The sequence below is a fragment of the Cellulomonas sp. plas2 genome (genome assembly GCF_057221735.1).
Genome location: NZ_CM170155.1, coordinates 387,709 through 411,850 on the forward strand (window position 1 = coordinate 387,709; position 24,142 = coordinate 411,850).

Here is a 24,142-nt window from a genome sequence, read left to right on the forward strand (position 1 = left end):
TGTGTTCGTCTCGGGGCCATGGCCGGGGTGCTCGTACCGGCTCATGCCTGGTCCTCTTCCGTCGTGAGGGGGGTCGGGGGTGGGTGCTGGCGGTGCCGGATCCGGTCGTGGTGGTCGTTGTTTGAGAACTGCACAGTGGACGCGAGCATCTTTGAATGATCTTTGTGGCAAGTTTTTAAGGGCACAGGGTGGATGCCTTGGCATCAGGAGCCGAAGAAGGACGTGGTAGCCTGCGATAAGCCTCGGGGAGTCGGCAAACAGACTGTGATCCGAGGATGTCCGAATGGGGGAACCCCGCAGCAGTCATGTGCTGTGACCCGCACCTGAATATATAGGGTGTGTGGAGGGAACGCCGGGAAGTGAAACATCTCAGTACCGGCAGGAAGAGATATTCCGTGAGTAGTGGCGAGCGAAAGCGGATCAGGCCAAACCGTGCGCGTGTGATACCCGGCAGGGGTTGCGCGTACGGGGTTGTGGGACCTTGCTGGGCTGGCTGCCGCCGGCCCGGGGAGTGAGAAAGTCGCGCCATAGTCGAACGGCTTTGAATGGCCGGGCACAGAGGGTGGTACCCCCGTAGACGAAATGGTGTGGCCTCCCGTGAGGGATCCCAAGTAGCTCCGGGCCCGAGAAACCTGGAGTGAATCTGCACAGACCACTGTGTAAGCCTAAATACTACCTGGTGACCGATAGCGGACAAGTACCGTGAGGGAAAGGTGAAAAGTACCCCGGGAGGGGAGTGAAATAGTACCTGAAACCGTGTGCCTACAATCCGTCGGAGCCTCCCTAGCAGGGGTGACGGCGTGCCTTTTGAAGAATGAGCCTGCGAGTTAGTGGTACGTGGCGAGGTTAACCCGTGTGGGGAAGCCGTAGCGAAAGCGAGTCCGAACAGGGCGAGGTAGTCGCGTGCTCTAGACCCGAAGCGAAGTGATCTAGCCATGGGCAGGGTGAAGCGCGGGTAAGACCGTGTGGAGGCCCGAACCCACCAGGGTTGAAAACCTGGGGGATGACCTGTGGTTAGGGGTGAAAGGCCAATCAAACTTCGTGATAGCTGGTTCTCCCCGAAATGCATTTAGGTGCAGCGTCACGCGTTCCTTGCCGGAGGTAGAGCTACTGGATAGCCGATGGGCCCCACCAGGTTACTGACGTTAGCCAAACTCCGAATGCCGGTAAGCCACAGCGTGGCAGTGAGACTGCGGGGGATAAGCTCCGTAGTCGAGAGGGAAACAGCCCAGATCACCGGCTAAGGCCCCTAAGCGTGTGCTAAGTGGGAAAGGATGTGGAGTTGCACTGACAACCAGGAGGTTGGCTTAGAAGCAGCCACCCTTGAAAGAGTGCGTAATAGCTCACTGGTCAAGTGATTCCGCGCCGACAATGTAGCGGGGCTCAAGCACACCGCCGAAGCCGTGACACGTGCACAACAGCTCAGCCCGCAAGGGTTCAGGCGTGCAGGTGGGTAGGGGAGCGTCGTGTGGGCGGTGAAGCCGCGGAGTGATCCAGCGGTGGAGACCACACGAGTGAGAATGCAGGCATGAGTAGCGAATGACGGGTGAGAAACCCGTCCGCCGAATGACCAAGGGTTCCAGGGCCAGGTTCATCCGCCCTGGGTAAGTCGGGACCTAAGGCGAGGCCGACAGGCGTAGTCGATGGACAACGGGTTGATATTCCCGTACCGGCGAAGAACCGCCCATACCGAGCCCGGTGACACTAACCACCGCGTGCTCCCACCGTCCCTTCGGGGACACCGGGGGTGCGTGCTGGGACCTGATCCGGTAGTAGGTAAGCGTGTTAACAGGGGTGACGCAGGAAGGTAGTCCGGCGTGGCGATGGTAGTCCACGTCCAAGGCTGTAGGGCGTCCGGTAGGCAAATCCGCCGGGCATGTGCCTGAGAGCTGATGGTGACCGCACTCGCGGGAACAGGGTGATCCTATGCTGCCAAGAAAAGCCTCGACGCGAGGTTCTAGCCGCCCGTACCCCAAACCGACTCAGGTGGTCAGGTAGAGAATACCAAGGCGATCGAGACAATCGTGGTTAAGGAACTCGGCAAAATGCCCCCGTAACTTCGGGAGAAGGGGGGCCTGATGTGTGAACCGGCATGCCCGGGGCAGCACGGAGGGCCGCAGAGACCAGGGAGAAGCGACTGTTTACTAAAAACACAGGTCCGTGCGAAGTCGCAAGACGATGTATACGGACTGACGCCTGCCCGGTGCTGGAAGGTTAAGAGGACGGGTCAGCAACGCAAGTTGCGAAGCTCAGAATTTAAGCCCCAGTAAACGGCGGTGGTAACTATAACCATCCTAAGGTAGCGAAATTCCTTGTCGGGTAAGTTCCGACCTGCACGAATGGCGTAACGACTTCTCCGCTGTCTCAACCGCGAACTCGGCGAAATTGCACTACGAGTAAAGATGCTCGTTACGCGCAGCAGGACGGAAAGACCCCGGGACCTTTACTATAGCTTGGTATTGGTGTTCGGTGCGGTTTGTGTAGGATAGGTGGGAGACTGTGAAGCGGGCACGCCAGTGTCCGTGGAGTCATCGTTGAAATACCACTCTGACCGCTTCGGATGTCTAACCTCGGTCCGTGATCCGGACCAGGGACAGTGCCTGGTGGGTAGTTTAACTGGGGCGGTTGCCTCCTAAAATGTAACGGAGGCGCCCAAAGGTTCCCTCAGCCTGGTTGGCAATCAGGTGGCGAGTGCAAGTGCACAAGGGAGCTTGACTGTGAGACCGACAGGTCGAGCAGGGACGAAAGTCGGGACTAGTGATCCGGCGGTGGCTTGTGGAAGCGCCGTCGCTCAACGGATAAAAGGTACCCCGGGGATAACAGGCTGATCTTGCCCAAGAGTCCATATCGACGGCATGGTTTGGCACCTCGATGTCGGCTCGTCGCATCCTGGGGCTGGAGTAGGTCCCAAGGGTTGGGCTGTTCGCCCATTAAAGCGGTACGCGAGCTGGGTTTAGAACGTCGTGAGACAGTTCGGTCCCTATCCGCTGCGCGCGCAGGAAACTTGAGAAGGGCTGTCCCTAGTACGAGAGGACCGGGACGGACGAACCTCTGGTGTGCCAGTTGTTCCGCCAGGAGCACGGCTGGTTGGCTACGTTCGGAAGGGATAACCGCTGAAAGCATCTAAGCGGGAAGCCTGCTTCAAGATGAGGTTTCCACGCCCCCTTCGTGGGGTGAGAGGCTCCCCGTAGACCACGGGGTCGATAGGCCGGATGTGGAAGGCAGGACCAACGACTGCCGCAGCTGACCGGTACTAATCAGCCGACAACTTGCTCACACCATTCACTGCTACGCGTCCACTGTGCGGTTCCCGAACCACGACCCACCCCCACCCGCCACCACCACGTGGCCGGGTGCGCGGGGTGCCAGGTTCGACCCCGTTACGGCGGTCATAGCGGTGGGGAAACGCCCGGTCCCATTCCGAACCCGGAAGCTAAGCCCACCAGCGCCGATGGTACTGCACCCGCCAGGGTGTGGGAGAGTAGGACGCCGCCGGACAACCATTACCACGAAAGGCCACCCCGACACGGGGTGGCCTTTCGTCGTTCCCGGGCTCTCTTCCACCAGGGCCGGGGAATCGGCCGTCCGTGCCTCCGTGCCGTCCGGCCGCGCTCGACGACGGTGGACCGGCGGCTCAGCTCGCGAGGAACGAGAGCAGCACCTCGTTGACCTCACGGGTGTGCGTGGTGAGGAGGCCGTGCGGGGCGCCGTCGATCTCCACGTACCGGGCCGAGGGCAGGGCGGCGGCGAACCGGCGGCCCGTGGCGTCGATCGGCAGGATGGCGTCGGCGGTGCCGTGGACGATGAGCGCGGGAACGTCGACCCGCGGGATGTCGGCCCGGAAGTCAGTCGGCCACGTCAGCGGCGCGGCGGCGGAGGCGACGGCGCCGGAGCCGGCCGCGACGTCCCACGCGTGGCGGACCTGCTCCTCGCTGATGCGCGAGCCGAGGTTCTCGTCCAGGTTGAAGAAGCCCCGGTAGAACTCGGTGAAGTACGCGTAGCGGTCCTTTCTGACGGCTGCCGCGATGTCCTCGAAGAACGAGAGGGGCGCGGCGCCGTCGGGGTTGTCCTCGGTGATCTCCAGGTACGGCTCCAGGGAGGCGAGGAACGCGGCCTTGGCGACCCGTCCGGACCCGTACCGGGAGAGGTAGCGGGCCACCTCGCCGGTGCCCATGGAGAACCCGACGAGGACGACGTCCCGCAGGTCGAGGGTCTCGAGCAGGGTGTGCAGGTCGGCGGCGAAGGTGTCGTAGTCGTACCCGACCGAGGGCTGGCTGCTCCGCCCGAAGCCCCGGCGGTCGTAGGTGACGACGCGGTAGCCGGCCTCGAGGAGGGCGGCGGTCTGGCCCTCCCACGAGTTCCCGTCGAGCGGGAACCCGTGGATGAGCAGGACCGGCTGACCGGTGCCCTTGTCCTCGTAGTGCAGCTCGATGTCGAGCGAGTTCTCGGTGCCGACCGTGATGCGGCCCATGGTGCGCTCCTCCCGTCCGGACGGAGGACGTCTCTCCTCCGTCGTCAGGGTCACGGTGGAGATCGTCCGTCGTGCACGCAAGGGGTCGTCGGTGACGACGGGGTGAACGCGGGTCGTGGGTCGGCGGACAGCCGTGGTGGTCGGCGCGGCGACGACCACGGCCCGCGCAGGGGACGCCCGGCGCGGGCCGCTGCGGTGCGTCGGGACCGTCACTCCTGGCTGTACGCCGCGTAGAGGCCGCCGTCCGCGTCGATGGTGAGCTCGGTGAGCACCGGGGTCGTCGTGCCGTCGCTCCACGTGGCGGTGCCCCGGCAGGACAGGACGAGGGCCTCCTCCCCGGCGGTCGGCAGGGTGAGGGCGGTGCGGTGGTCCTCCACGACGACGGCCTCGGTGACGGCGAGCAGCGTCGGGTCGCCGGCGGCCGCCTCCGTGGCGGAGACGCCGACGGCCTCGTCGCCCAGGGTCGCGCAGTCGTAGGACGCGGCGGCGCCGACGGAGAGGTCCTCCGCGAAGGACTCCAGGTCGCCCTCGTCGACGCTCGCGCCCAGGGCGACGAGGACGACCCACATCGCCGCCGCCACGACGAGGCCGATCGCGCCGGTGACGATGCCGGCGATCGCCATGCCCCTGCCGGTCGTCGGCGGGACGAGCCGGCGCAGGGCGACCAGGCCGAGCACGACGGCGGCGAGGCCGAGGCCGACGGAGCCGAGGTTCAGCACGGGGACGAGGCAGCCGAGGAGTGCGAGCAGCCCGACGACGAGGGCGGCGACGGCGGTGCCGCTCCGCGGCGCAGGTCGGGGTCCGCCCTGCCACCCCGACGTCGCGGCGCCGGGCGCGGCGGACGGGAACGCGCCGGCGGCTGCGGTCGGGAAGGCGCCGGGCGCTGCGGACGGGCCGGTGCCGGAGGGCAGCGCGCCGGACGAGGCGGCGGGGGCGGGCGGGACGGGGGCGTGCGTGGACATGCTGGCTCCTGGAGGTGGGTCCGGTTCGACCGGCGGTCGTGCGACCGCCACGGCCCCACCGTGCCGCGCAGCACCCCGGCCCCACGTCGGGGGTGCTCCCGGTCGGCACCCCTACGACCACCCCGATCTCACGGGTGACGCCGCCTCACGCCCGGCGTCCCCGCGCGACGGCGGGACGACGCCGGCCGGCGGTCAGTACCCGCCGGACGCGCCGCCGCCGCTGAAGCCGCCGCCGCCGCCGAACGAGGACCCGCCGCCCGACGACGACCCCTGGCTGCCGCCCGACCACAGCGCGGGGTTGGCGACGTACAGCGGGAGCCACGCGCCGGGGTTGGACACCGCGTCGGAGCCGCGACGGTGGTACCGGTAGCGGCGGTAGGCGGCGCGCTGCTCGTCGGTCAGGTCGAAGCCGGGGTCCTGCTCGCGGGCGGCGGCGATCTCCCCGTCGGCGAGCCGGTGCCGACGACGGCGGTCGCCCACCAGCCACGCCACCAGCCCGCCGACCAGCAGCCCGGCGCCCCCGATCCAGGCCCCCAGGACGGCCCAGTTCGTCGGCTCCGACGCAGGAGCGGGCGGCGTCCCCCCCTCGGCGTACGTGTAGACCGCCACGACGGCAGCGGTGAGCCCCTCGGCGTAGCGCTCGTCGCCGAAGGCGGGGGCGAGCACGTCCTCGACGACGGTCGCGGCCTCGTCGTCGTCGAAGCGGTCGCGCACCCCGTCCGCGACCTCGACGCGCAGCTCGCGGTCGTCGGTCGCGGCGACGACGAGCACGCCGTTGTCGGCGCCCTCGTCCCCGACGCCCCAGCGCGTGGCGACCTCGCGGGCGTAGTCCTCGAGGTCGCCGTCGGCGGAGGGCACGAGCAGCACGGCGACCCGGGCGGCGTCCGTGCGCGCGTTCTCGGCGTCCACGAGCTCGGACACCGCGCGCTCCTCGTCGGCGGTGAGGACCTCGGACACGTCGAGCACCGCACCCGCCGCGGGCGGGGCGGGGACGTCGGTGCCCTCCTCCGACGAGCACGCGGTGAGCGCCGCCAGGACGACGGCGGACGCGAGCAGGGTGCGGTGCCGCCGCGCGCCCGGGGAGCGGTCGGCGCCGACGGTCGGGAGGACGTCGCGCCGGGTCACGGCCGACGCCCCGTGGCCGCGTGCGGGTCCGTGTCGACCATGCCGTGCCCGAGGACCCCGGGCGGGCCCTCGTACGCCACGACGCGGTCGGCGAAGACCTCGGCGTCGTCGCGCGGCTCGTACCCGAGGGCGCGGGCGCTCGTGAGGTCCCACCAGGCACGGGTGTTGGCGGAGATGCCGTAGGCGACGACCTGGCCACCCCCCGCGGCACCACCTGCGGCACCGCCCGTCGCGCCGCCTGCCGCACCCACCGCCGCACCCACCGGGCCGGTGAGCGCGGCGTGCACCAGCCGCACGGCGTCGGCGGGGCTCAGCCAGATGCCGAGGTCGAACGTGGTGCCCGGGCCGTCGGTGCACAGGCCGATGCGCAGGGACACGACCGCCAGGCCGTAGCGGTCGGCGTACAGGCTGCCCAGCGCCTCGACGGCCACCTTCGAGACCCCGTAGTAGGAGTCGGGGCGTGGCGCCGCGTCGACGGGTGCCTGCGCATCGGTCGGGTAGAAGCCGACGGCGTGGTTGGAGCTCGCGAGCACGACGCGGCGCACGCCGCACCGCCGGGCCGACTCCAGCACGCGGTAGGTGCCGTCGATGTTCGCGCGCCGCACGCGCGTCCACGTGTCCTCCGTCGGGATCCCGGCCAGGTGCACCACGGCGTCGGCACCGGTCATCGCCCCGTCGAGGGCGTCGCGGCACTCCTCGTCCGACAGGTCCGCGGTGTACGCAATCTCGTCCTCGCGCAGCTCGTCGGGCGCCGTGACGTCGAGCAGCCGCAGCCGCCAGCCCCGCGCCGCGAGGCCGCCGTCGGCCCGCCGCAGGTACGTCCCGATCCGCCCGGCTCCGCCCGTCACGACGACGGTCCGGACCCGTCCGTCGGCCGATCCGTCAGCCCGGTCGTCGGCCCGCCCGTCCGCACGGACGTCCCGTCGCCCGTCGTCCTGCCCCGCCTGCTCCACCGCTGCCTCCCCGCTCGGTGGTCCCAGCATGGCGAGCCGCGCGCGCGTGTGCAGGTCGTGCCGCGGGTCGTGGGCACCCTGTGCGCCGACGTGCGGGCGGCCGTCGCCTGACGAACACTGGCGGGGCACGACGAGCGCTGCCGGACCGGCGGCGCGCGGGCGCCGCGGCACCCGCAACCGGAGCGAGCAGAGGGAGTCCGTCATGGGCATCGACGACATCACCGAGAAGGCCAGCGACGCCGGGATCGACAAGGCCGGCGACGCCGTGGACCAGAAGACCGGCGGCGGGCACAGCGAGAAGATCGAGACGACGGAGAAGACCGTCGACGAGAAGATCGGCGGCTGACGCCAGCCTGCACGACGCCTCCGACGGCCGGTCGCCCCCCGTGGGCGGCCGGCCGTCGTCGTGCGCCCGGGCGGCGCCGGCGTCCGCACGCCAGGCTGGGCGCGTGGCGGTGCACGTGGGGATCTCGGGGTGGCGGTACGCGCCGTGGCGCGGGGTGTTCTACCCGCGCGGCCTGCCGCAGCGGCTCGAGCTCGCGCACGCGGCGAGCCGGCTGGGCTCGGTGGAGATCAACGGCTCGTTCTACGCGCTGCAGCGGCCCGACTCGTACCGGGCGTGGCGCGCGCAGACGCCCGAGGGCTTCGTGTTCTCGGTCAAGGGGCCCCGCTTCGTCACGCACATGAAGAAGCTGGCGGACGTCGCGACGCCGCTGGCCAACTTCTTCGCCTCCGGGGTGCTGGCGCTGGGCGACCGCCTGGGCCCGGTGCTCTGGCAGCTCCCGCCCACCCTCGGCTACGACGAGGCGCGGCTGGCGGCCTTCTTCGACCTGCTGCCGCGCTCGACGACCGCGGCTGCGGCGCTCGCGGAGCGGCACGACGAGCGCCTCGACGGACGGGCGCTGACCGTCACCGACGCCGACCGGCCCGTCCGGCACGCGCTCGAGGTCCGGCACGGCACCTTCGTCACGCCGGCGTTCGTCGAGCTGCTGCGCCGGCACGACGTCGCGCTCGTCGTCGCCGACACCGCCGGCCGCTGGCCGCACCTGGAGGACCTCACCTCGGACCACGTGTACGTCCGGCTGCACGGCAGCAGCGAGCTGTACGTGTCGGGCTACGACGACGAGGCGGTGGACGCCTGGGCGGCGAAGGTGCGGGCCTGGTCGACGGGCACGCCGCCGCCGGACGGGCCGCGGGTGGCGCCGCCCGCCGCCGATCAGCCGCGGGACGTGCACGTCTACTTCGACAACGACGTGAAGGTGCGCGCACCCGTCGACGCCATGGCGCTCGCCGCCCGGCTGGGGGTCGGGCCGCCGGCGGTCCCCGCAGCGGGTGCGGTCGCGGGGCCGGACGCCTAGCGTCGACGTGCTCGATGCGTCCGCAGCCCCCCGGAGGTCCCATGTCCACGGTCGTCGTCGTCGGAGCCGCCGGGAAGATCGGCCGGCACCTCGTCCGGCTGCTGCTCGCCCGCGGCGACGTCCCGCGAGGCGTGGTCCGCACGGCGGAGCAGGTGGCCGAGCTCGAGGCGGCGGGTGCGGAGGCGGTGCTGTTCGACGTGGAGGCGGGGGACGCCGCGTCGCTGGCTGCCTCGCTGACGGGCGTCGACGCCGTGGTCTTCGCGGCGGGTGCCGGCCCGGGGTCGGGCCCCGAGCGCAAGCAGACCGTCGACCTGGGCGGGTCCGTGCTGCTGGCCGACGCGGCGACGGCCGCCGGCGTGCGGCGCTACGTGCAGATCTCCGCCGCGGGCATCGAGACGCCGGCCGGCCCCGACGCCGACCCCTCCTGGGCGGCGTACGTCGACGCCAAGGCCCGGGCCGACGAGCACCTGCGCGGCACCGACCTCGACTGGACGATCCTGCGCCCGGGGCCGCTCGGCGACGGGCCCGGCAGCGGTCGCGTGACGTTGACGACCGAGCCGGGCGGCGGCCACGTCGAGCGGGAGGACGTCGCCGCGCTCGTCCTGGCCTGCCTCGACGAGGCCTCGTCGATCGGCTGCCAGTGGTACGTCACGGGCGGCGAGGGCGAGCCCGTCGACGGCGCCGTGCAGGACGCCGCCCGCGCGGCGGCCGCCGAGGGCTGACGTCAGGCGGGGGCGCGGCGCAGGACGAGCCACGCGCCGGCGCCGGCGAGCACGCCGACGAGCGCCAGCAGCGTCGACAGCACCAGGGGCCCGAGCGAGCCGAACCAGGCGAAGAGCCCGGCCCAGCCGTCCACCCGCCCGACGGCCCACAGCCCCACGACGACCAGCAGCGCGGTCGCGGCCAGGAGCGTGACGATCCCGGTCGCCCGCCAGCGCAGGTACGCGGCGGCGAAGGGCAGGGTGAGCCCGGCGGCGAACACCATGGGCAGCGCGTACACCACGGGCAGCTGCCACGCGGGCACCTCGGTGAACCAGGCGACGCGGAAGAACCGGCCGCCGAGGCCGAAGCCGTCGGTGAGCGCCTCCAGCCCGTGGAGCGCCGTCAGCGCCAGGCTGCTGACCGCGGCGTAGGCCAGCAGCATCAGCGCGGTGCCGCCCAGGAACGACCGTCGGGTCACGCCCATGCCGACGAGGTAGGGGAAGCCCCGGCTCACCAGCACGGCGACCATCGCCATCGAGTAGCCGTACAGGCTGCTGATGCCGCCGGTGCCGCCCTCGGCCGCACCCTCGACGAGGACCCAGACGAGCAGGTTGATGACGAGGGCGCTCCCGAGGACCACCCAGGGCAGGACGAGGACGTTGACGGCGTCCATCGCCTGCACGCGGGCGACGGTCAGCGCGCGGTGGGCGGGCAGCCGCACGGGGGCGGTGGCGAGGGTGGCGCTCATCGCAGGACCTCCTGGAGGGGACGGGCCGGTTCGGCGGCGGTGGTCAGCCCGACGACGACCTGCTGCAGGGACACGGGCGCGAGGTCCACGCCCAGCCTGTCGGCACGGGCGCGCTCCTCCCGGGTGGCGCGGGTCGCCACGGTGGCGCGGGCGGTCCCGCCCAGCACCTCCCGCCGCAGCAGGCGCCGGCCGCCGGTGAAGGCGTCGACGGCCGCGGACGGCCCCGTGACCTCCACCGCGCTGCCGCGCACCTCGTCGGCGTCCGCGTCGAGGACGACGCGGCCGTGGTCGACGACGACGACCCGCTCGAGCAGGTGGTCGACCTCGTCGATGAGGTGCGTCGAGAGCACCACCGTGCGCGGCTCGAGCGCGACCTCCTCGAGCAGCGCGTCGTAGAACAGCTGCCGGGCCACGGCGTCGAGGCCGAGGTAGGGCTCGTCGAACAGCGTGACCTCCGCGCGTGCGGCCAGCCCGACGACGACGCCGAGCGCCGAGGTCATGCCGCGCGACAGCTTCTTCACCGGCCGCCGGGTCGGCAGCGCGAACCGGTCCACCAGCTCGGCGGCGCGGTCGTCGTCCCACCGCGGGAACAGCAGGGACGCGGCGCGCAGGACGTGGTGCACGCGGAAGCTCTCCGGGTAGACCTGCGACTCCTTGACGAAGCAGAACCGGCCGGCCAGGCGCGGGTTCTCGAACGGGTCCTCCCCGAGCAGCCGGGCCGTGCCGGCCGTCGGGCGGTCGAGACCGGTGAGGAGCCGTAGGAGGGTCGTCTTGCCGGCGCCGTTGCGGCCCAGCAGGCCGTGGACGCGCCCCGCCTCGAGCGCGAGCGTGGCGCCCTCGAGCGCCGTGGTGGCGCCGTAGCTGCGCGTCAGCCCGGACGTCGCGATCGCGACGTCGGTGCTCGCTCCGGTGCGGGTGCCGGTGCTCGGGCCGGTGCTCGGGCCGGTGCTCATCGGACCGCCCCCGCCCCGCGCGTGGCGTCGACCACCAGACGCGCGACCTCGTCGGGCGCGAGGCCCAGCCGGCCCGCCTCCCGCACGAGCGGCGCGACGAACTCGTCGACGAACGCGGCCCGCCGCTGCTCCTGCAGCCGCGCCCGCGCCCCCTCGGACACGAACATCCCGATCCCCCTCCTCTTGTGGAGCACCCCGGTCGCGACGAGCTCGGCCATCCCCTTGGCCACGGTGGCCGGGTTGATGCGGAGGAAGGCCGACAGCTCGGTGGTCGACGGCACCTGGCTCCCCTCGGGGAGCGTGCCGTCGAGGACGTCGCCGGCGATGCGCTCGGCGACCTGCACGAAGATCGGGCGGCTGTCGTCGAGCACGCGGCGCCCTCCTGGTTCAGTGGTTCGTTACTCCACTAATGAACCAGTGAGCAGGAGAGGGTGTCAAGAGGTGACGGTGCGGGAAGCGGGAGCCCCGCGGGCGTCAGCGGTAGCCGACGAAGAGCGCGCCGGAGGCGTCGATCGACAGCGTGGTCGTCAGGGCGGAGGTCGCGCCGTCGCTCCAGACGCCGGTGCCGCTGCAGACGAGGACGACCGAGCGACCGTCCGCGGCGGGCACGGCGTAGTCCGCGCGGTGGTCGGTGGTCGCCGTGCTGCCCGTGACCGCGGTGAGGGTGCGTCCGTCGGTGGCCTGCTCGGCCGACAGGGCCACGGCGCGCGCCTCGATGGCGGCGCAGTCGACGTCGGTGAGGGGACGGAACGTGGCGGGGTCGGGGTTGGTCGGGGAGTCGGCGGTGACGCCGGCGGTGGCGTCGTCCGTGCTGCCGTCCGTGCTCTCGCCCGTGCTGTCGTCCGTGCTCTCGCCCGTGCTGTCGTCCGTGCTCTCGCCCGTGCTGTCGTCCGTGCTGCCGTCCGTGCCGGCGGGGGCGCTGCCGTCCGTCGCGCCGCCGCCGGCCTCTCCTGTCGCAGGGGCTGGCGTGGCCCCGGTCGCGGAGGTGCGCCAGGGCGCCTCGTCGCCGAGCACGACGACCGTGCCCACGACGAGCACGGCGCCGAGTGCCGCGCCGGTCAGGAGCCCGGCGACCGTCCGGCGTCGGTCGGGACGGGGGCGGGGCTCGGTCATGGGTCTCCAGCGGCGGTGGTGGCGTGGCGTCGGGTGGCCGTCCTGATCCTCCGCCGCGGACGGGCCCCGACACAGGTCGTGGGCCCTTTTTCACCCGGCCCTCCGCCGTCCGACCGGCGGCTCGACCTGCCCGGGCACCGTGGCAGGGACGTACGTCCCGTCACCCGTGCACGGGACCGCGCGATCGTACGGGGGCCGAGAGACGGCACCCGCTCGGGGACCCCCACACCTGAGGAACGACCATGACCCGCCCGACCGACCACCTCCGCCGGACGACCGGCCCCACGGCCCACCGCACCGCCGGCCGCCGGGTCCGCCGCACGCTCGGCGCCACGGCGCTGCTCGTCGCGCTGACCGCCCTGCCCGCCTCCGCCCACGAGCGCTGGTTCTCCGAGAACCAGCCCGGCGGCGAGTGGTCGTTCTTCCTGCGCCCGTTGCCGCTGGCGCTGACGGCGCTCGTGGTCGTCGTGGCGCTCGCGTGGCGGTGGGCGGCGCGGCTGCTGCCCCGCCCCGAGCTGCGGGTCCTGGCGCCGGTCGGCCGGCTGACGCCCTACGTGCCGCGGCTGCTGGCCGTGCACCTCGGCGTCTCGCTGCTCGCGTTCGCGGTGACGGGCAGGTTCCTGGCGCCCTCGACCCACCTCGACGACGTGCCCGGCGCGGCGTTCGCCGGCGTCGTCGAGGCGGCCATCGGCATCTGGCTCATCTCCGGCGTCCGGCTGCGCGCCGCCGCGCTGCTCGTCGCCCTCCTCGGCCCGGCCACCGCCGTCACCTCGGGGCCGGTGGCGCTGCTCGAGGCGGCCGACGTCGTCGGGATCGCCGCCTTCCTCGCGGTCCTGCCGCCGTCCGACGCCGCCTTCGGCCGGGTCGAGGCCGACGCGCGCCGCGAGCGGTGGGCCCTGCTGCTCCTGCGGCTGGGCGTCGCGACGGCGCTGGTCACCCTGGCGTTCTCGGAGAAGTTCACGAACCCCGCGCTGGCCCGCGAGACGCTCGAGCAGTTCCCCCAGCTCGACGTCTTCGCCCTCGTCGGCCTGCAGGTGCCGGTCGACGTGTTCATCGTGGTCGCGGGCACGGTCGAGCTGCTCTTCGGGGCGCTGGTCCTGTCCGGCGCGATCCCGCAGGTCGCGGTGCTCGTCGCCATGGTGCCGTTCAACGCGACGCTGCTGCTGTTCGGCACGACCGAGGCGATCGGGCACCTGCCGGTCTACGGCGTGTTCCTCACGCTGCTGGCCTACGGCTCCGACCCGCGCACCGCGGCCGCCGTGCCGTGGCTGCCGGCGCCGGCCGACCTGCGGGCCGCCCTCTCGTCCGGTGCGGCCGGCCTGCGCGGCCTGCGGCCGGCCACGGCGGCCCGCGCCCTCGTCGGCGCCACCCGCTGAGGCGCCCTGCCGAGACGGACCTGCGCGCGCAGCACGACGACCGCCGCCCGGCACCTCGCGAGGTGCCGGGCGGCGGTCGTCGTCGTGCGGGGTCGGGACAGGGTCGGTACAGGGCCGGTGCAGCTCGGTGCAGCTCTCTGCAGCTCGGTGCGGAGTCTCACCCGCGCCGCATGGCGTGGAGCACGTCCAGCGCCTCCGTGCGCAGCACCTCGGCCATCTGCGCGAGGCCCTGGCCCTGCGCGTGGTCGCCGGCGCCGGACTGCCCGGAGTCCACGGCCTCGGCGATCGCCGCGACCATGCGGTCCATCTCGTCCATCGTCTGGCCGAGGTGCTCGATCGTCGAGTCATGCCCGCGACCGCGGACTGCAGCGACCCCACCTGCGCGGTGATGCGCTCCGTGGAGGTGCCGGTGCTGTCCGCGAGGGACTTGACCTCCTGCGCGACGACCGCGAAGCCGCGCCCGTCCTCCCCGGCGCGCGCGGCCTCGATCGTCGCGTTGAGCGCGAGGAGCCGGGTCTGCGACGCGATGCGCGCGATGAGGTCGACGACGGCCCCGATCTCGCGCGCCGTGCCGTCGAGCTGCCCGACCGCCGCGAGGGTGCCGCTGGCCTCGGCCACCGCGTTGCCGGCGTTGCCCGCCAGGCTCGCCGCCGACGCGCTCATCTCCACCGCTGCGGCGGCGAGCTGCTCGGCCAGCGCCATGACCGTGCCCTCGAAGGCGTCGGCCGTGGCGAGCCGCTCGGCGGCGGCCGCGTCGATGGCCGCCTGGCTCTCGGCCATGCGCCGGCGGGCGGCGTTGATCGTCGTCGCCCCGTGCTTGAAGGCCCCGGTCATGCCGGTCGGCAGGAACTCCCGGTAGTACCGGCCCTCCGACGCGGCCGCCAGCGAGGCGCCGGCCTCCCGGGTGAAGGCGTCGGTGCGGTCGAGGAGGCGGTTGACCGCCTGCCGCGTCTCGCACAGGCCGGCGACGTCCTCCATGCCGTCGACGTGCGCGACGCGCACCTCGAGGTCGCCGAGCGCGGCGGCCTGCATGACGCGCCGGATCTCGGCCACGACCGCGGCGGTCGCGTCCTCGGCGGCGCGGGCCGTGCTGCCGGCCCGGGGGCGCAGCGTCCTGGTCATCGTGCCCTCACCATCCCTGCGAGCCCGCGAGGGCCCACACCATCTCGTCGTAGTCCTGCCCGGCGGTGGACAGGTGCGTGTCCAGCGCGGCCCGGCCCGCGACGACGGCGTGGCGTGCCGCCCCCTGCTGCCGCTCCGCGGCGACGAGCGCCCGGTACAGCGGCTGCACCTGGTCGAGCGCCGCGCGCGTGGGCACCCGGCGGTTCGAGTGGTAGCCGACGACCGTGCCGGCCGGCGAGAGCGACGGCGTCACGTGCGCGAGGACCCAGTAGTGGGCGCCGTCGGCGGCGAGGTTCACCACGTAGGCGAAGATCTCCTGCCCGGCGACGATGCGCTCCCAGAGCAGCCCGAACACCGCGCGCGGCATGTCGGGGTGCCTGATGAGGTTGTGCGGCTTGCCGATCGCCTCGTCCTCGCGCAGCGCCGAGACGCGCAGGAACACGTCGTTGGCGTACGTGAGCCGACCCTGCAGGTCGGTCTTGGTGACGATGATCTCGTCGGGGTCGAAGGTGCGCTCGACCCCGGTGGGTCGCACGGCTGCTGCGTGCATGGGTCCTCCCCTGGACATGCGGAACCACCCCCCTCATCGGCAGCGGGGGACGTCCCCTGAACGGCCGAGCGCCGTCGGACGGCGTCCTCGGGCGGGCGCGCCGGGACCGCGCACCGCCCCCCGGGCGGCCGGCGGTGCCAGGATGTGGCCATGACCAGCGCGTCCACGGGTCCGGCCACGGGCTCGACCACCGGCCCGGCCCCCGCCCCCGTCACCAACAAGGCGTACGGCGCCCTCGTCGGCATCGCCTCCCTCGGGATCCTGCTGCAGGGCCTGTGGGCGGGGCTGTTCATGGCGGCCTGGGGCGGCGGCGGGCAGTCCGCGGACACGTGGGAGTTCGTCCACGCCCGCGGGGCGGACGTCACGCTGCTCGTCTCGGTGGTTGCGCTCGTGCTCGCGGTGACGAAGCTCAAGGCCCGCCGGGACCTCGTCGTCGGGACCGTCGTGCTCGTCGCCCTCCTCGTGCTGGAGTACGTGCTCGGGTCGCTCATGGCGGACGCCGGCGCGGCCTCGCTGACCGCCGTGCACGTGCCCCTGGCGATGCTGCTCATGGCGGTCGCCGTGTGGCTGCCGCTGCGGCACCGCCCGCGCCCGGTGCGCTGACGCGAGGAGGGGTCGCGCCCCTCGGGGAACCCGCGGAGGGCGTCCGGCGTTGTGCCCGGGCGTGAGCGATCCCTCTGCGAGTCCCGGCCACCCCCCGTCCCGCCGCGCGCCCGGTGCGCGTGCCACGGGGGGTGGGCACTGATGGACTCCGGCACCCTGACCAACCTCGGGCTGGTCCTCGTCTTCATCGTCGTCGGCGGCGTCTTCGCCGGCACGGAGCTCGCGCTCGTCTCCCTGCGGGAGAGCCAGCTGCGCCAGCTCGAGCGCGACGGCGGCCGCGGCGCCAAGGTCGCGGCGGTGGCCCGCGACCCCAACCGCTTCCTCGCCGCGGTGCAGATCGGCGTGACCGTCGCCGGGTTCTTCTCCGCGGCCTACGGCGCCTCGACGCTGGCGCCCGACCTCGCACCGGTCCTCGTCGGGCTCGGCCTGCCCGAGGGGCTCGCGCAGACGGTCGCGCTGGTCGCGCTGACGCTCGTCGTCGCGTTCCTGTCCCTCGTGCTCGGCGAGCTCGTGCCCAAGCGCATCGCGCTGCAGCGGTCGGCCGCCGTCGCGCGGCTGGTCGGGCCCCCGCTGGACCGGTTCGCGCAGGCCATGCGGCCGGTGATCTGGCTGCTGTCGGTGTCCACCGACGCCGTCGTGCGGCTCTTCGGCGGGGACCCCTCCGCGCGCTCGGAGGAGATGACGAACGAGGAGCTGCGGGACCTCGTCGTCACCCACCGGGACCTGCCGGAGGCGGAGCGGCGCATCGTCGCCGACGTGTTCGACGCCTCGGACCGGTCGGTCAAGGAGGTCATGCGCCCGCGCGGCGAGGTCGCGTTCCTCGCCGCCGACCTGCCCGTCACGACCGCGCGCGAGCAGGTGGCGGCCCTGCCGTACTCGCGCTACCCCGTGACCGGGGAGGACTTCGACGACGTGCTGGGCTTCCTGCACGTGCGGGACCTGCTCGTGCCCTCGCCCGCCGGCGCGACCGTGCGCGACCTCGTCCGGCCGGTCCTCGCGGCCCCGTCGACGAACCGGGTGCTGACGACGATGGCCACCATGCGCCGCGAGGGCGTGCACCTCGCCGTCGTCGTCGACGAGTACGGCGGCACCGACGGCATCGTCACGCTCGAGGACCTCGTCGAGGAGCTCGTCGGGGAGATCCGCGACGAGTACGACGCCGAGGCCTCGCCCGTGTCCCGCACGACGGGGTCGGTGGACGCCGGCATCACCATCGAGGAGCTGGCCGAGCGCACGGGCGTCGTCGTGCCCGAGGGTCCGTACGAGACCGCGGCGGGGTACGTGCTGTGGCGGCTCGGACGGCTGGCGCGGGTCGGGGACGTCGTGCCCGCCGGCGACGAGGACGCCGCGCGGCTCGAGGTCGTGGCGGTCGACCGGCGCCGCATCACGCGCCTGCGGGTGGTGGCGCCGACGAACGCGGCGGGGCTGGTCGGGACGGCGGAGGCGGGGACGAACGCGCAGCCGAGCGCGCAGCCCACCGGGTAGCCGCCGCGTAGCCGACCGCCTGGCCGACCGCCTGGCCGATCGTGTAGCCGACCGGGCGGGGGCACGGGCAGGACCGACGTCATGTCCCGTGTCCCCGGTCGGTGGGACGCTCTTCCTGCGGGGGGTCGCCGCCCGCTAGAGTGCGGCAAGCGCTTTCCAACCGGCGCGGCGCGGGAGCCGCCGCCGGCTCGACGACGAGGAGCAGGCATGAGGATCGGCGTCCCACGGGAGTCACGACCCGGAGAACGGCTCGTCAGCGCCACCCCGCGCACGGTGGCGCAGCTGGTGGCGCTGGGGTACGAGGTGGTCGTGGAGCGCGGTGCGGGCGCCGGGGCGACGCACCCCGACGAGGCGTACGCGGCCGCCGGTGCGCGCGTGGCGGACGTCGACGCGGTGCTCGGCGCTGACGTGGTGACGACCGTCGGGGTGCCGTCGGAGGACCGGCTGGCGGCCCTGCGTCCGGGGACCACGCTCGTGTCGATGCTGGCACCGGCGGCGCGGCCCGCGCTCGTCGAGCGGCTGGCCGCGCAGGGCGTCACGGCGCTGGCGCTGGACGCCGTGCCGCGCATCTCCCGGGCGCAGGCGCTGGACGTGCTCTCGACGATGTCGAACGTCGCCGGGTACCGCGCGGTCATCGAGGCGGCGGCCGAGTACGGCGGCATGTTCACCGGCCAGGTCACCGCCGCCGGGAAGACGGCCCCGGCCACCGTGTTCGTCATCGGGGCCGGTGTCGCGGGCCTCGCCGCGATCGGCGCGGCGGGCAGCCTGGGCGCGCAGGTGCGGGCCTTCGACGTCCGGCCCGAGGTGGGCGAGCAGATCGAGTCGATGGGGGCGACGTTCGTCCAGGCGCGGGCGGCCCAGCAGGCCGTCTCCGCGGACGGGTACGCGGCGGCGCTGACCGCGGAGCAGGAGGCGCTGACCGCGGCGATGTACGCGGAGGAGAGCGCCCGGGCGGACGTCGTCATCACGACGGCGCTGGTGCGCGGCACGGCCCCGACGACGATCACCGCGGAGATGGTCGCGGCCATGCGGCCCGGGTCCGTCGTCGTCGACCTGGCGGCGTCGGGCGGCGGCAACTGCGAGCTCACCGTCCCCGGGGAGCGGTACGTCTCGGAGAACGGCGTCGTCGTCCTCGGGTACACCGACCTGACGAGCCGGATGCCGGCGCACACCTCGCAGCTGGTCGGCACCAACGTCGTCAACCTGCTCAAGCTCCTCACGCCCGGCAAGGACGGCGTGCTGGTGCTCGACCTGGAGGACCCGGTGCTGCGCGGCATGACGGTCGCGCACGGCGGGGAGGTGCTGTGGCCGCCGCCGCCGGTGCAGGTGTCGGCGGCGCCGGTGACCGCCTCGGCGACGAGCGCGGTGGCGGGTGCGGCGACGAGCGCGGCGACGAGCGCGGTGGCGGGTGCGGCGCCCGGGGTGACGCCGACCGTCGACCCGGCCGTCGACCCTTCCGCGCGGGCGGCGCGCGAGGCGGCGGCCGGGCGTCGCCGGGCGGTGCTGGCCGGGCTCGCGGCCGTGCTCGTCGCGCTGGCCGTCGCCGTGTCGCCGCCGGCCTTCGCCGGGTACCTGACCGTGTTCGTGCTCGCCGTGATCGTCGGGTACTACGTCATCTCGCACGTGTCGCACTCGTTGCACACGCCGCTCATGGCCCAGACGAACGCCGTCTCCGGGATCATCCTCGTCGGCGCGCTGCTGCAGCTGGGGTCCGACTCGTGGGTCGTCACGTCGCTGGCGTTCGTCGCCGCCGCGGTGGCGTCCATCAACATCGTCGGCGGCTTCCTCGTCGCCTACCGCATGCTCGGCATGTTCCGGAAGGAGGCGTGATGACGCTCTCGTCCCTCGCCCAGGGCCTGTACCTCGTCGCCGCCGTGTGCTTCGTCCTGTCGCTCGCGGGGCTCTCGCAGCAGGCGACGGCCCGCCGCGGCAACCTGCTCGGGATGGCCGGGATGGCCCTCGCGCTCGTCGCCACCGTCGCGCTCGCGGTGGACGTGTCCGAGCGCCCGGCCCCGGTGACGCTGCTGCTCATCGCGATGGTGTTCGCCGTGGGGGCCGTCGTCGGCACCTGGCGCGCGCGCACCGTGGAGATGACGCAGATGCCCGAGCTCATCGCCGTGCTGCACTCGTTCGTCGGCGCGGCGGCCGTGCTCGTCGGGATCAACTCCTACCTGACGGAGGAGGCCGACGTCGTCCACCTCGTCGAGGTGGGCCTCGGCGTGCTCATCGGTGCGGTCACGCTCACGGGGTCCGTGGTGGCCTACCTCAAGCTCGCGGCGCGGATCAGGAGCGCGCCGCTGACGCTGCCCGGGCGCAACCTGCTCAACGCCGGCGCGCTCGTCGTGTGCGCCGTGCTCGTCGGGTGGTTCGTCGCCGCGCCGTCGCTGGTGCCGCTGCTGCTGCTGACCGTGGTCGCGCTGGCCCTGGGGTGGCACCTCGTCGCGTCGATCGGTGGCGGCGACATGCCGGTCGTCGTGTCGATGCTCAACTCGTACTCGGGGTGGGCCGCGGCGGCCGCCGGCTTCATGCTCGGCAACAACCTGCTCATCATCACCGGCGCCCTCGTCGGGTCCTCCGGCGCGATCCTGTCCTACCTCATGTGCACGGCCATGAACCGCTCCTTCGTCTCCGTCATCCTCGGCGGGTACGGCGTGGAGGCCGGGACCGCGGCCTCGGGCGACGAGGAGGTCGGCGAGCACCGCGAGGTCACCGCGGCCGAGGTCGCCCGGATGCTCGTCGGGGCGCGGAGCGTGGTCATCACGCCGGGCTACGGCATGGCGGTCGCGAAGGCGCAGTACCCGGTCGCGGAGCTCGTCAGCCGGCTGCGGGCGCAGGGCGTCGGGGTGCGGTTCGGCGTGCACCCCGTCGCGGGCCGCCTGCCCGGTCACATGAACGTGCTGCTGGCCGAGGCGAAGGTGCCCTACGACCTCGTCCTGGAGATGGACGAGATCAACGACGACCTCGCGAGCACCGACGTCGTGCTCGTCATCGGCGCCAACGACACCGTCAACCCGGCCGCCGAGGACCCGGGCTCGCCCATCGCCGGCATGCCGGTGCTCGAGGTGTGGAAGGCCAAGCAGGTGGTCGTGTTCAAGCGCTCCATGGCCACGGGCTACGCCGGCGTGCAGAACCCGCTGTTCTTCCGGGAGAACACGGCGATGCTCTTCGGGGACGCGAAGCAGCGGGTGGAGGACATCGTCGCGGCGGTACCGGCCGCCACGGGGACGCCCGTGAGCGCGTCCGCCTGACCGGCGGCGGGGCTCGGGGACGGGCGCGTCGGCGGTGCCGCCGGGGTCAGGGGACCGGCGGCGCCGTCGAGGCGCGCACCCGCAGCGAGGGGCTGACGAGCACGCGGTGCACCGGCCGGCCGGGGTCGGCCAGGCGGGCCGCCAGCAGCGCGACCGCGGCCCGCCCCACCGACCGGCGGGGCGGCCGGACGGCCGTGAGGGCGGGGCTGAACAATCCGGCGACCTCGTCGTCGTAGGCCACCACCGACAGGTCCCCGGGCACGGACAGCCCGCGCTGCTCGCAGCGCTGCACGAGCGCGATCGCCTCGGGGTCGGAGTGCACGAGCAGGCCGGTCGCGCCGCCGCCGGCGCACCGGTCGACGAGGGCGTCGACCGCGTCCTCCCAGCCCGGTGCCTCGTGCGGGGGCAAGGGCAGGGCGAGGTCGTCGTCGCACGGCAGGCCCAGGTCCTCGCACGCCTCCCGCCAGCCGGCGAGCACGTGCCGGGTCGTCGGGCTCGTCCGGCTGGCGGCGACGAGGACGCGGCGGTGACCCAGGCCGGCGAGGTGCCGGACGGCCATCGCGGCGCCGAGCCGGTGGTCCGACACCACGGACTCCGCCGCCTCGTGGTGCGGGCCGAGGGCGGCCGAGCGCTCGAGCAGCACGACCGGCACGGGGGACCGTGCCAGCCAGTCGAGGGTCGCGGCGGCGCCTGGACCGTCGAGCGTCGGCGCCACGAGCAGCCCCCGCACGCCGGGCTGCGTCGCGAGGCGCTCGAGCTGAGGGCTCTCGTCGTCGCCCGCGTAGGAGGAGCCGCGCAGGACGATGCGCAGGCCGCGCGAGCGGGCCTCCTCCTCCGCGCCGCGGACGACCCCCGGCCAGTAGTAGTCGAGCGACGGCACGAGCATGCCGAGCGCGCCGGTGGGGGTGGCGGGGGTCGCGGTGTCCACGTCGCCGGGCGCGGAGGCGTCGGGCGCGTAGTCCGGTGACGTGCCGGCCGGTGGGGAGCCGGTCGGAGCCGCGCCGGTCGTGGTCGGGGTCGGCAGCACGCCGGGCAGCAGCGTGGCGCCTCCGTGCACGCGCTGCACCAGCCCCTCGGCGGCGAGCTGGCCGATGTCGCGGCGCAGCGTGATGGCGGTGACGCCGAGCTCGTCGACGAGGTCGGCGATGCGGACCGTCCCGCGCGTGGCCAGGGCCTCCAGGAGCTGGGCCCGCCGGGTCACGGGCAGGACGCGCCGGGTGTCGGTGACGCTCATGCCGGGACCTCCAGGTGCAGCGTGAACGAGCCCGACGCGGCCGGCTCCACCAGCGTCAGCGACAGGCGCCGCAGCCGGTTACCCCACACGTCGACGAGCAGCGGGTCGTCCAGGGGCCGGTCCTCGACGTCCGGGTGCGCGGCGGCCGCGTCCCAGGTGAGGACGATAGCGGCGCCGGCCAGCCCGACGAGCTCCGCACGGCCCGGCCCGAGCGCGGCCACCTCGCCCGCCACCACCCAGTGCAGGCGGGTCGGCCCGGCGGCGCCGGTGGCACCGGCCAGGTCGCTCCACTCCTCCCGCACGGTCACGGCCCCGGTGGCGCGGTCGAGGCGCGCGGTGCGCCGCCAGGTGCCGACCCCCGCGGCCGGCGGGTAGGCGGCGGCGAGGTCGAGGGACAGCTCGGCCACCCTGTCGTCGAGCCGGGCGCGGACGTCCCGGGCGGCGTGCTGCGCGCCGTGGCCCTGCTCGTGGCCGCGCACCACCGGCACGTCGTGCCAGCCGGACTGCATCGGCCACAGCGTGTACCGGTCGGGGCCGAAGGTGACGGCCGTGTAGGTGGGACGCCCGGGGTCGACGAGGACCGGCACGCCCCCCAGCGCCACGACCACGCTGCCGACGTCGTCGTGGTTGTGGTGCTCCCCGTTGTGGCCGCCCTTGACGGCCAGGACGACGCGGCTGTCGTCGGCGGCCGGCCGCGCGAGCAGCACCTGCGTCGACGGCAACCACACGTCCCGGACCAGCGGGGACGCGCCGGGCACCGCCCCGCACCACGCCGGGTCGGTCACGGCGCGCAGCAGCCGGCCGAGGCCGGGGACCTCGTCGGCGGCCGGGGCGCCCGGGCGGCGGTGGGCGGCGGCGTGCGCGACGGCCTCCGGGACGCCGAGCCGGCGCCCCCACCGGTGCAGCACCTGCCAGGGCAGGTCGTCGCCGGGGCGGGCGGGTCCGTCGGCGAGGTTGAGGTACCAGGGCCCGCCGAGGTGCATCCGGTGCGGGAACGCCACGACCTCCGCGAGCGGGGGGATCCCCGCGGGGTCCAGGGCGCCGCCCGTCGCGTGCTCGACGACCTCCAGGAGCTCCAGGAGCCGCGCGGCGCCGTTCCACCAGTAGCCGAAGCCCTCGTCGACCGCGCCGTCGGCGGGCAGGGAGGCGGCGTACCGGTCCACGTCGACGAGGGCCGCGGCGACGACCTCGGCGCGCACGTGCTCGTCGTCCTCGAGCACGAGCGCCGCGGTGACGACGTTGCCGAGGATCCACGGGTTCCAGTTGTGCACGTCCCCGTCGAGGCCCAGCCAGTGCCAGTCGCGCCGGGTCCGGTACGGCGTCAGGACCCGCGCGCGCACCTCGTGCCGCACGCGGGCGAGCAGACCGGGCGTCCGCGCCTCGAGCTCGGGACCGAGCAGGTGCACCGTCCACGCGAGCTGGGCCGCGACCTCGCCGGCCCCGAGGTCGAGGAAGGGGTCGGTCACGGTCGGCAGGAACGCGCCGTGGCGCGCCCGGGTGTCGTCGTGGGCCGGCCAGCACCACGAGCTCTGCTCGCAGAGCCCGACCGTGCCGTCGACGACCTCGTCGAGCCAGGCGTCGTCGAGCGTGACGGCGGCCGCGACGACGGCGCGCGTCAGCCGGCGCTGCCGCTCGAAGACCGCCGCCTCGTAGCCCACGCGGTCCCCGTCGCGCGCGTACCGGGCGAAGCCGGACGCGGTGGGTTGCGGCCACGGGGTGCCGCGCTCGCGGGTCGCGCGGTCGACGACGGCCCGCAGGGTCGCGCCGTCGGCGGCGGGTGCTGCGGCGGGTGCTGCGGCGTCGGCCCCGGCGCCCCACACGTCGCGGCGTGCGGCCGGAAGCAGGGGGAGCGCGTCCGCCGGCGGCCGGAGCGCGACCCGCAGGGCCGCCGGCCCGGCGGCCGCGCCCCAGGTGCGCAGGAGGGGGCCCGGTGCGTCGGTCGTGGCGGTCATGGCTCCTCGTCGAGCGTCGGGCGGTACGAGCCGTCGATCCTGCTTCATCGGGTCGACCCCAGCAGGTGATCGTTCGTGATCGTAACAGCGGCGCATGCGGGGTTGACAGAGCGTCTCTGATCGGTCTTGGATGATCAGGTCGCATCGAAGCGATCAGGACTGATCTGATCCGGCCGCCGACCGGCCT

General features: G+C 73.6%; 20 protein-coding genes, 2 rRNA genes and 1 pseudogene. 10 read left to right on the forward strand and 13 right to left on the reverse strand.

Annotation, left to right across the window (positions count from 1 at the left end; translation table 11 throughout):
• The first annotated feature begins 165 nt into the window (after positions 1-165).
• Positions 166-3,277, forward strand: a 23S ribosomal RNA gene (locus AC2TDM_RS01715).
• Positions 3,278-3,381: 104 nt separating this feature from the next.
• Positions 3,382-3,498: ribosomal RNA gene (gene rrf / locus AC2TDM_RS01720) — 5S ribosomal RNA — on the forward strand.
• A 136-nt stretch (positions 3,499-3,634) separates the two neighbouring features.
• On the opposite strand, the gene AC2TDM_RS01725 is transcribed toward rrf, so the two are convergent.
• The 4 genes from AC2TDM_RS01725 to AC2TDM_RS01740 all read right to left on the reverse strand — a co-directional run bounded on the left by AC2TDM_RS01725 (position 3,635) and on the right by AC2TDM_RS01740 (position 7,715).
• On the reverse strand, positions 3,635-4,471 hold the full coding sequence (locus tag AC2TDM_RS01725) for an alpha/beta fold hydrolase (protein WP_090034660.1): 837 nt from the start codon (positions 4,469-4,471) through the stop codon (positions 3,635-3,637).
• 209 nt (positions 4,472-4,680) lie between these two features.
• Positions 4,681-5,433 carry a DUF4190 domain-containing protein gene (locus AC2TDM_RS01730; protein WP_484635640.1) on the reverse strand — a complete coding sequence of 251 codons (753 nt, stop codon included), beginning with the start codon at positions 5,431-5,433 and terminating at the stop codon, positions 4,681-4,683.
• Between the two features lie 192 nt (positions 5,434-5,625).
• Entirely contained in the window at positions 5,626-6,558 is a 933-nt protein-coding gene (locus AC2TDM_RS01735) for a TPM domain-containing protein (protein WP_090034655.1), read from the reverse strand.
• Positions 6,555-7,715 carry an NAD-dependent epimerase/dehydratase family protein gene (locus tag AC2TDM_RS01740; protein WP_239079070.1) on the reverse strand — a complete coding sequence of 387 codons (1,161 nt, stop codon included), beginning with the start codon at positions 7,713-7,715 and terminating at the stop codon, positions 6,555-6,557. Before AC2TDM_RS01740 ends, AC2TDM_RS01735 begins: the two co-directional genes overlap by 4 nt.
• On the opposite strand from AC2TDM_RS01740, the gene AC2TDM_RS01745 reads away from it, so the two are divergent.
• The 3 genes from AC2TDM_RS01745 (at position 7,714) to AC2TDM_RS01755 (ending at position 9,591) form a co-directional block, all read left to right on the forward strand.
• Positions 7,714-7,857, forward strand: a complete 144-nt coding sequence (locus tag AC2TDM_RS01745) for an antitoxin (RefSeq protein WP_139224506.1) — start codon at positions 7,714-7,716, stop codon at positions 7,855-7,857. The two genes, AC2TDM_RS01740 and AC2TDM_RS01745, sit on opposite strands and share 2 nt — an antisense overlap.
• Before the next feature lie 103 nt (positions 7,858-7,960).
• A complete protein-coding gene (locus tag AC2TDM_RS01750; protein ID WP_203709004.1) occupies positions 7,961-8,869 on the forward strand; it encodes a DUF72 domain-containing protein in 909 nt (302 codons plus the stop codon).
• A gap of 41 nt (positions 8,870-8,910) precedes the next feature.
• Entirely contained in the window at positions 8,911-9,591 is a 681-nt protein-coding gene (locus AC2TDM_RS01755) for an SDR family oxidoreductase (protein WP_090034650.1), read from the forward strand.
• Between the two features lie 2 nt (positions 9,592-9,593).
• Here the strand turns inward: AC2TDM_RS01755 and AC2TDM_RS01760 are convergent, their stop codons facing one another.
• The 4 genes from AC2TDM_RS01760 to AC2TDM_RS01775 form a co-directional block, all read right to left on the reverse strand.
• Positions 9,594-10,319 carry a hypothetical protein gene (locus tag AC2TDM_RS01760; RefSeq protein WP_090034647.1) on the reverse strand — a complete coding sequence of 242 codons (726 nt, stop codon included), beginning with the start codon at positions 10,317-10,319 and terminating at the stop codon, positions 9,594-9,596.
• The gene (locus AC2TDM_RS01765; RefSeq protein WP_090034644.1) at positions 10,316-11,272 is read right to left on the reverse strand and encodes an ATP-binding cassette domain-containing protein; all 957 of its coding nucleotides are present in this window, start codon (positions 11,270-11,272) and stop codon (positions 10,316-10,318) included. The genes AC2TDM_RS01760 and AC2TDM_RS01765 overlap by 4 nt, the downstream gene beginning before the upstream one ends.
• On the reverse strand, positions 11,269-11,643 hold the full coding sequence (locus tag AC2TDM_RS01770) for a GntR family transcriptional regulator (protein WP_090034643.1): 375 nt from the start codon (positions 11,641-11,643) through the stop codon (positions 11,269-11,271). The genes AC2TDM_RS01765 and AC2TDM_RS01770 overlap by 4 nt, the downstream gene beginning before the upstream one ends.
• A gap of 103 nt (positions 11,644-11,746) precedes the next feature.
• Positions 11,747-12,385 (reverse strand): hypothetical protein, encoded by a 639-nt coding sequence (locus tag AC2TDM_RS01775; RefSeq protein ID WP_484635641.1) that lies wholly within the window; start codon positions 12,383-12,385, stop codon positions 11,747-11,749.
• A 242-nt stretch (positions 12,386-12,627) separates the two neighbouring features.
• Here AC2TDM_RS01775 and AC2TDM_RS01780 point away from each other — a divergent pair, with 242 nt between their 5' ends.
• On the forward strand, positions 12,628-13,761 hold the full coding sequence (locus tag AC2TDM_RS01780) for a hypothetical protein (protein WP_484635642.1): 1,134 nt from the start codon (positions 12,628-12,630) through the stop codon (positions 13,759-13,761).
• A 157-nt stretch (positions 13,762-13,918) separates the two neighbouring features.
• On the opposite strand, the gene AC2TDM_RS01785 is transcribed toward AC2TDM_RS01780, so the two are convergent.
• The 3 genes and pseudogenes from AC2TDM_RS01785 to AC2TDM_RS01795 all read right to left on the reverse strand — a co-directional run bounded on the left by AC2TDM_RS01785 (position 13,919) and on the right by AC2TDM_RS01795 (position 15,433).
• Positions 13,919-14,068 (reverse strand): hypothetical protein, encoded by a 150-nt coding sequence (locus AC2TDM_RS01785; RefSeq protein ID WP_484635643.1) that lies wholly within the window; start codon positions 14,066-14,068, stop codon positions 13,919-13,921.
• A 92-nt stretch (positions 14,069-14,160) separates the two neighbouring features.
• A pseudogene (locus tag AC2TDM_RS01790) lies at positions 14,161-14,883 on the reverse strand (methyl-accepting chemotaxis protein); the annotation flags it as partial.
• Positions 14,884-14,890: 7 nt separating this feature from the next.
• Entirely contained in the window at positions 14,891-15,433 is a 543-nt protein-coding gene (locus tag AC2TDM_RS01795) for a PAS domain-containing protein (protein ID WP_484635644.1), read from the reverse strand.
• Between the two features lie 150 nt (positions 15,434-15,583).
• Between AC2TDM_RS01795 and AC2TDM_RS01800 the strand changes: the two genes are divergently transcribed.
• The 4 genes from AC2TDM_RS01800 to pntB all read left to right on the forward strand — a co-directional run bounded on the left by AC2TDM_RS01800 (position 15,584) and on the right by pntB (position 20,769).
• On the forward strand, positions 15,584-16,036 hold the full coding sequence (locus AC2TDM_RS01800) for a hypothetical protein (RefSeq protein ID WP_484635645.1): 453 nt from the start codon (positions 15,584-15,586) through the stop codon (positions 16,034-16,036).
• Between the two features lie 141 nt (positions 16,037-16,177).
• Complete coding sequence (locus AC2TDM_RS01805; RefSeq protein ID WP_090034629.1) at positions 16,178-17,521, forward strand: hemolysin family protein; 1,344 nt, start codon at positions 16,178-16,180, stop codon at positions 17,519-17,521.
• Between the two features lie 207 nt (positions 17,522-17,728).
• The gene (locus AC2TDM_RS01810) at positions 17,729-19,351 is read left to right on the forward strand and encodes a Re/Si-specific NAD(P)(+) transhydrogenase subunit alpha (protein ID WP_484635646.1); all 1,623 of its coding nucleotides are present in this window, start codon (positions 17,729-17,731) and stop codon (positions 19,349-19,351) included.
• Complete coding sequence (gene pntB / locus AC2TDM_RS01815) at positions 19,351-20,769, forward strand: Re/Si-specific NAD(P)(+) transhydrogenase subunit beta (protein ID WP_484635647.1); 1,419 nt, start codon at positions 19,351-19,353, stop codon at positions 20,767-20,769. Before AC2TDM_RS01810 ends, pntB begins: the two co-directional genes overlap by 1 nt.
• 46 nt (positions 20,770-20,815) lie before the next feature.
• On the opposite strand, the gene AC2TDM_RS01820 is transcribed toward pntB, so the two are convergent.
• Positions 20,816-22,003, reverse strand: a complete 1,188-nt coding sequence (locus AC2TDM_RS01820) for a LacI family DNA-binding transcriptional regulator (RefSeq protein WP_484635648.1) — start codon at positions 22,001-22,003, stop codon at positions 20,816-20,818.
• On the reverse strand, positions 22,000-23,955 hold the full coding sequence (locus tag AC2TDM_RS01825; RefSeq protein WP_484635649.1) for a heparinase II/III domain-containing protein: 1,956 nt from the start codon (positions 23,953-23,955) through the stop codon (positions 22,000-22,002). The genes AC2TDM_RS01820 and AC2TDM_RS01825 overlap by 4 nt, the downstream gene beginning before the upstream one ends.
• Positions 23,956-24,142 lie beyond the last annotated feature (187 nt).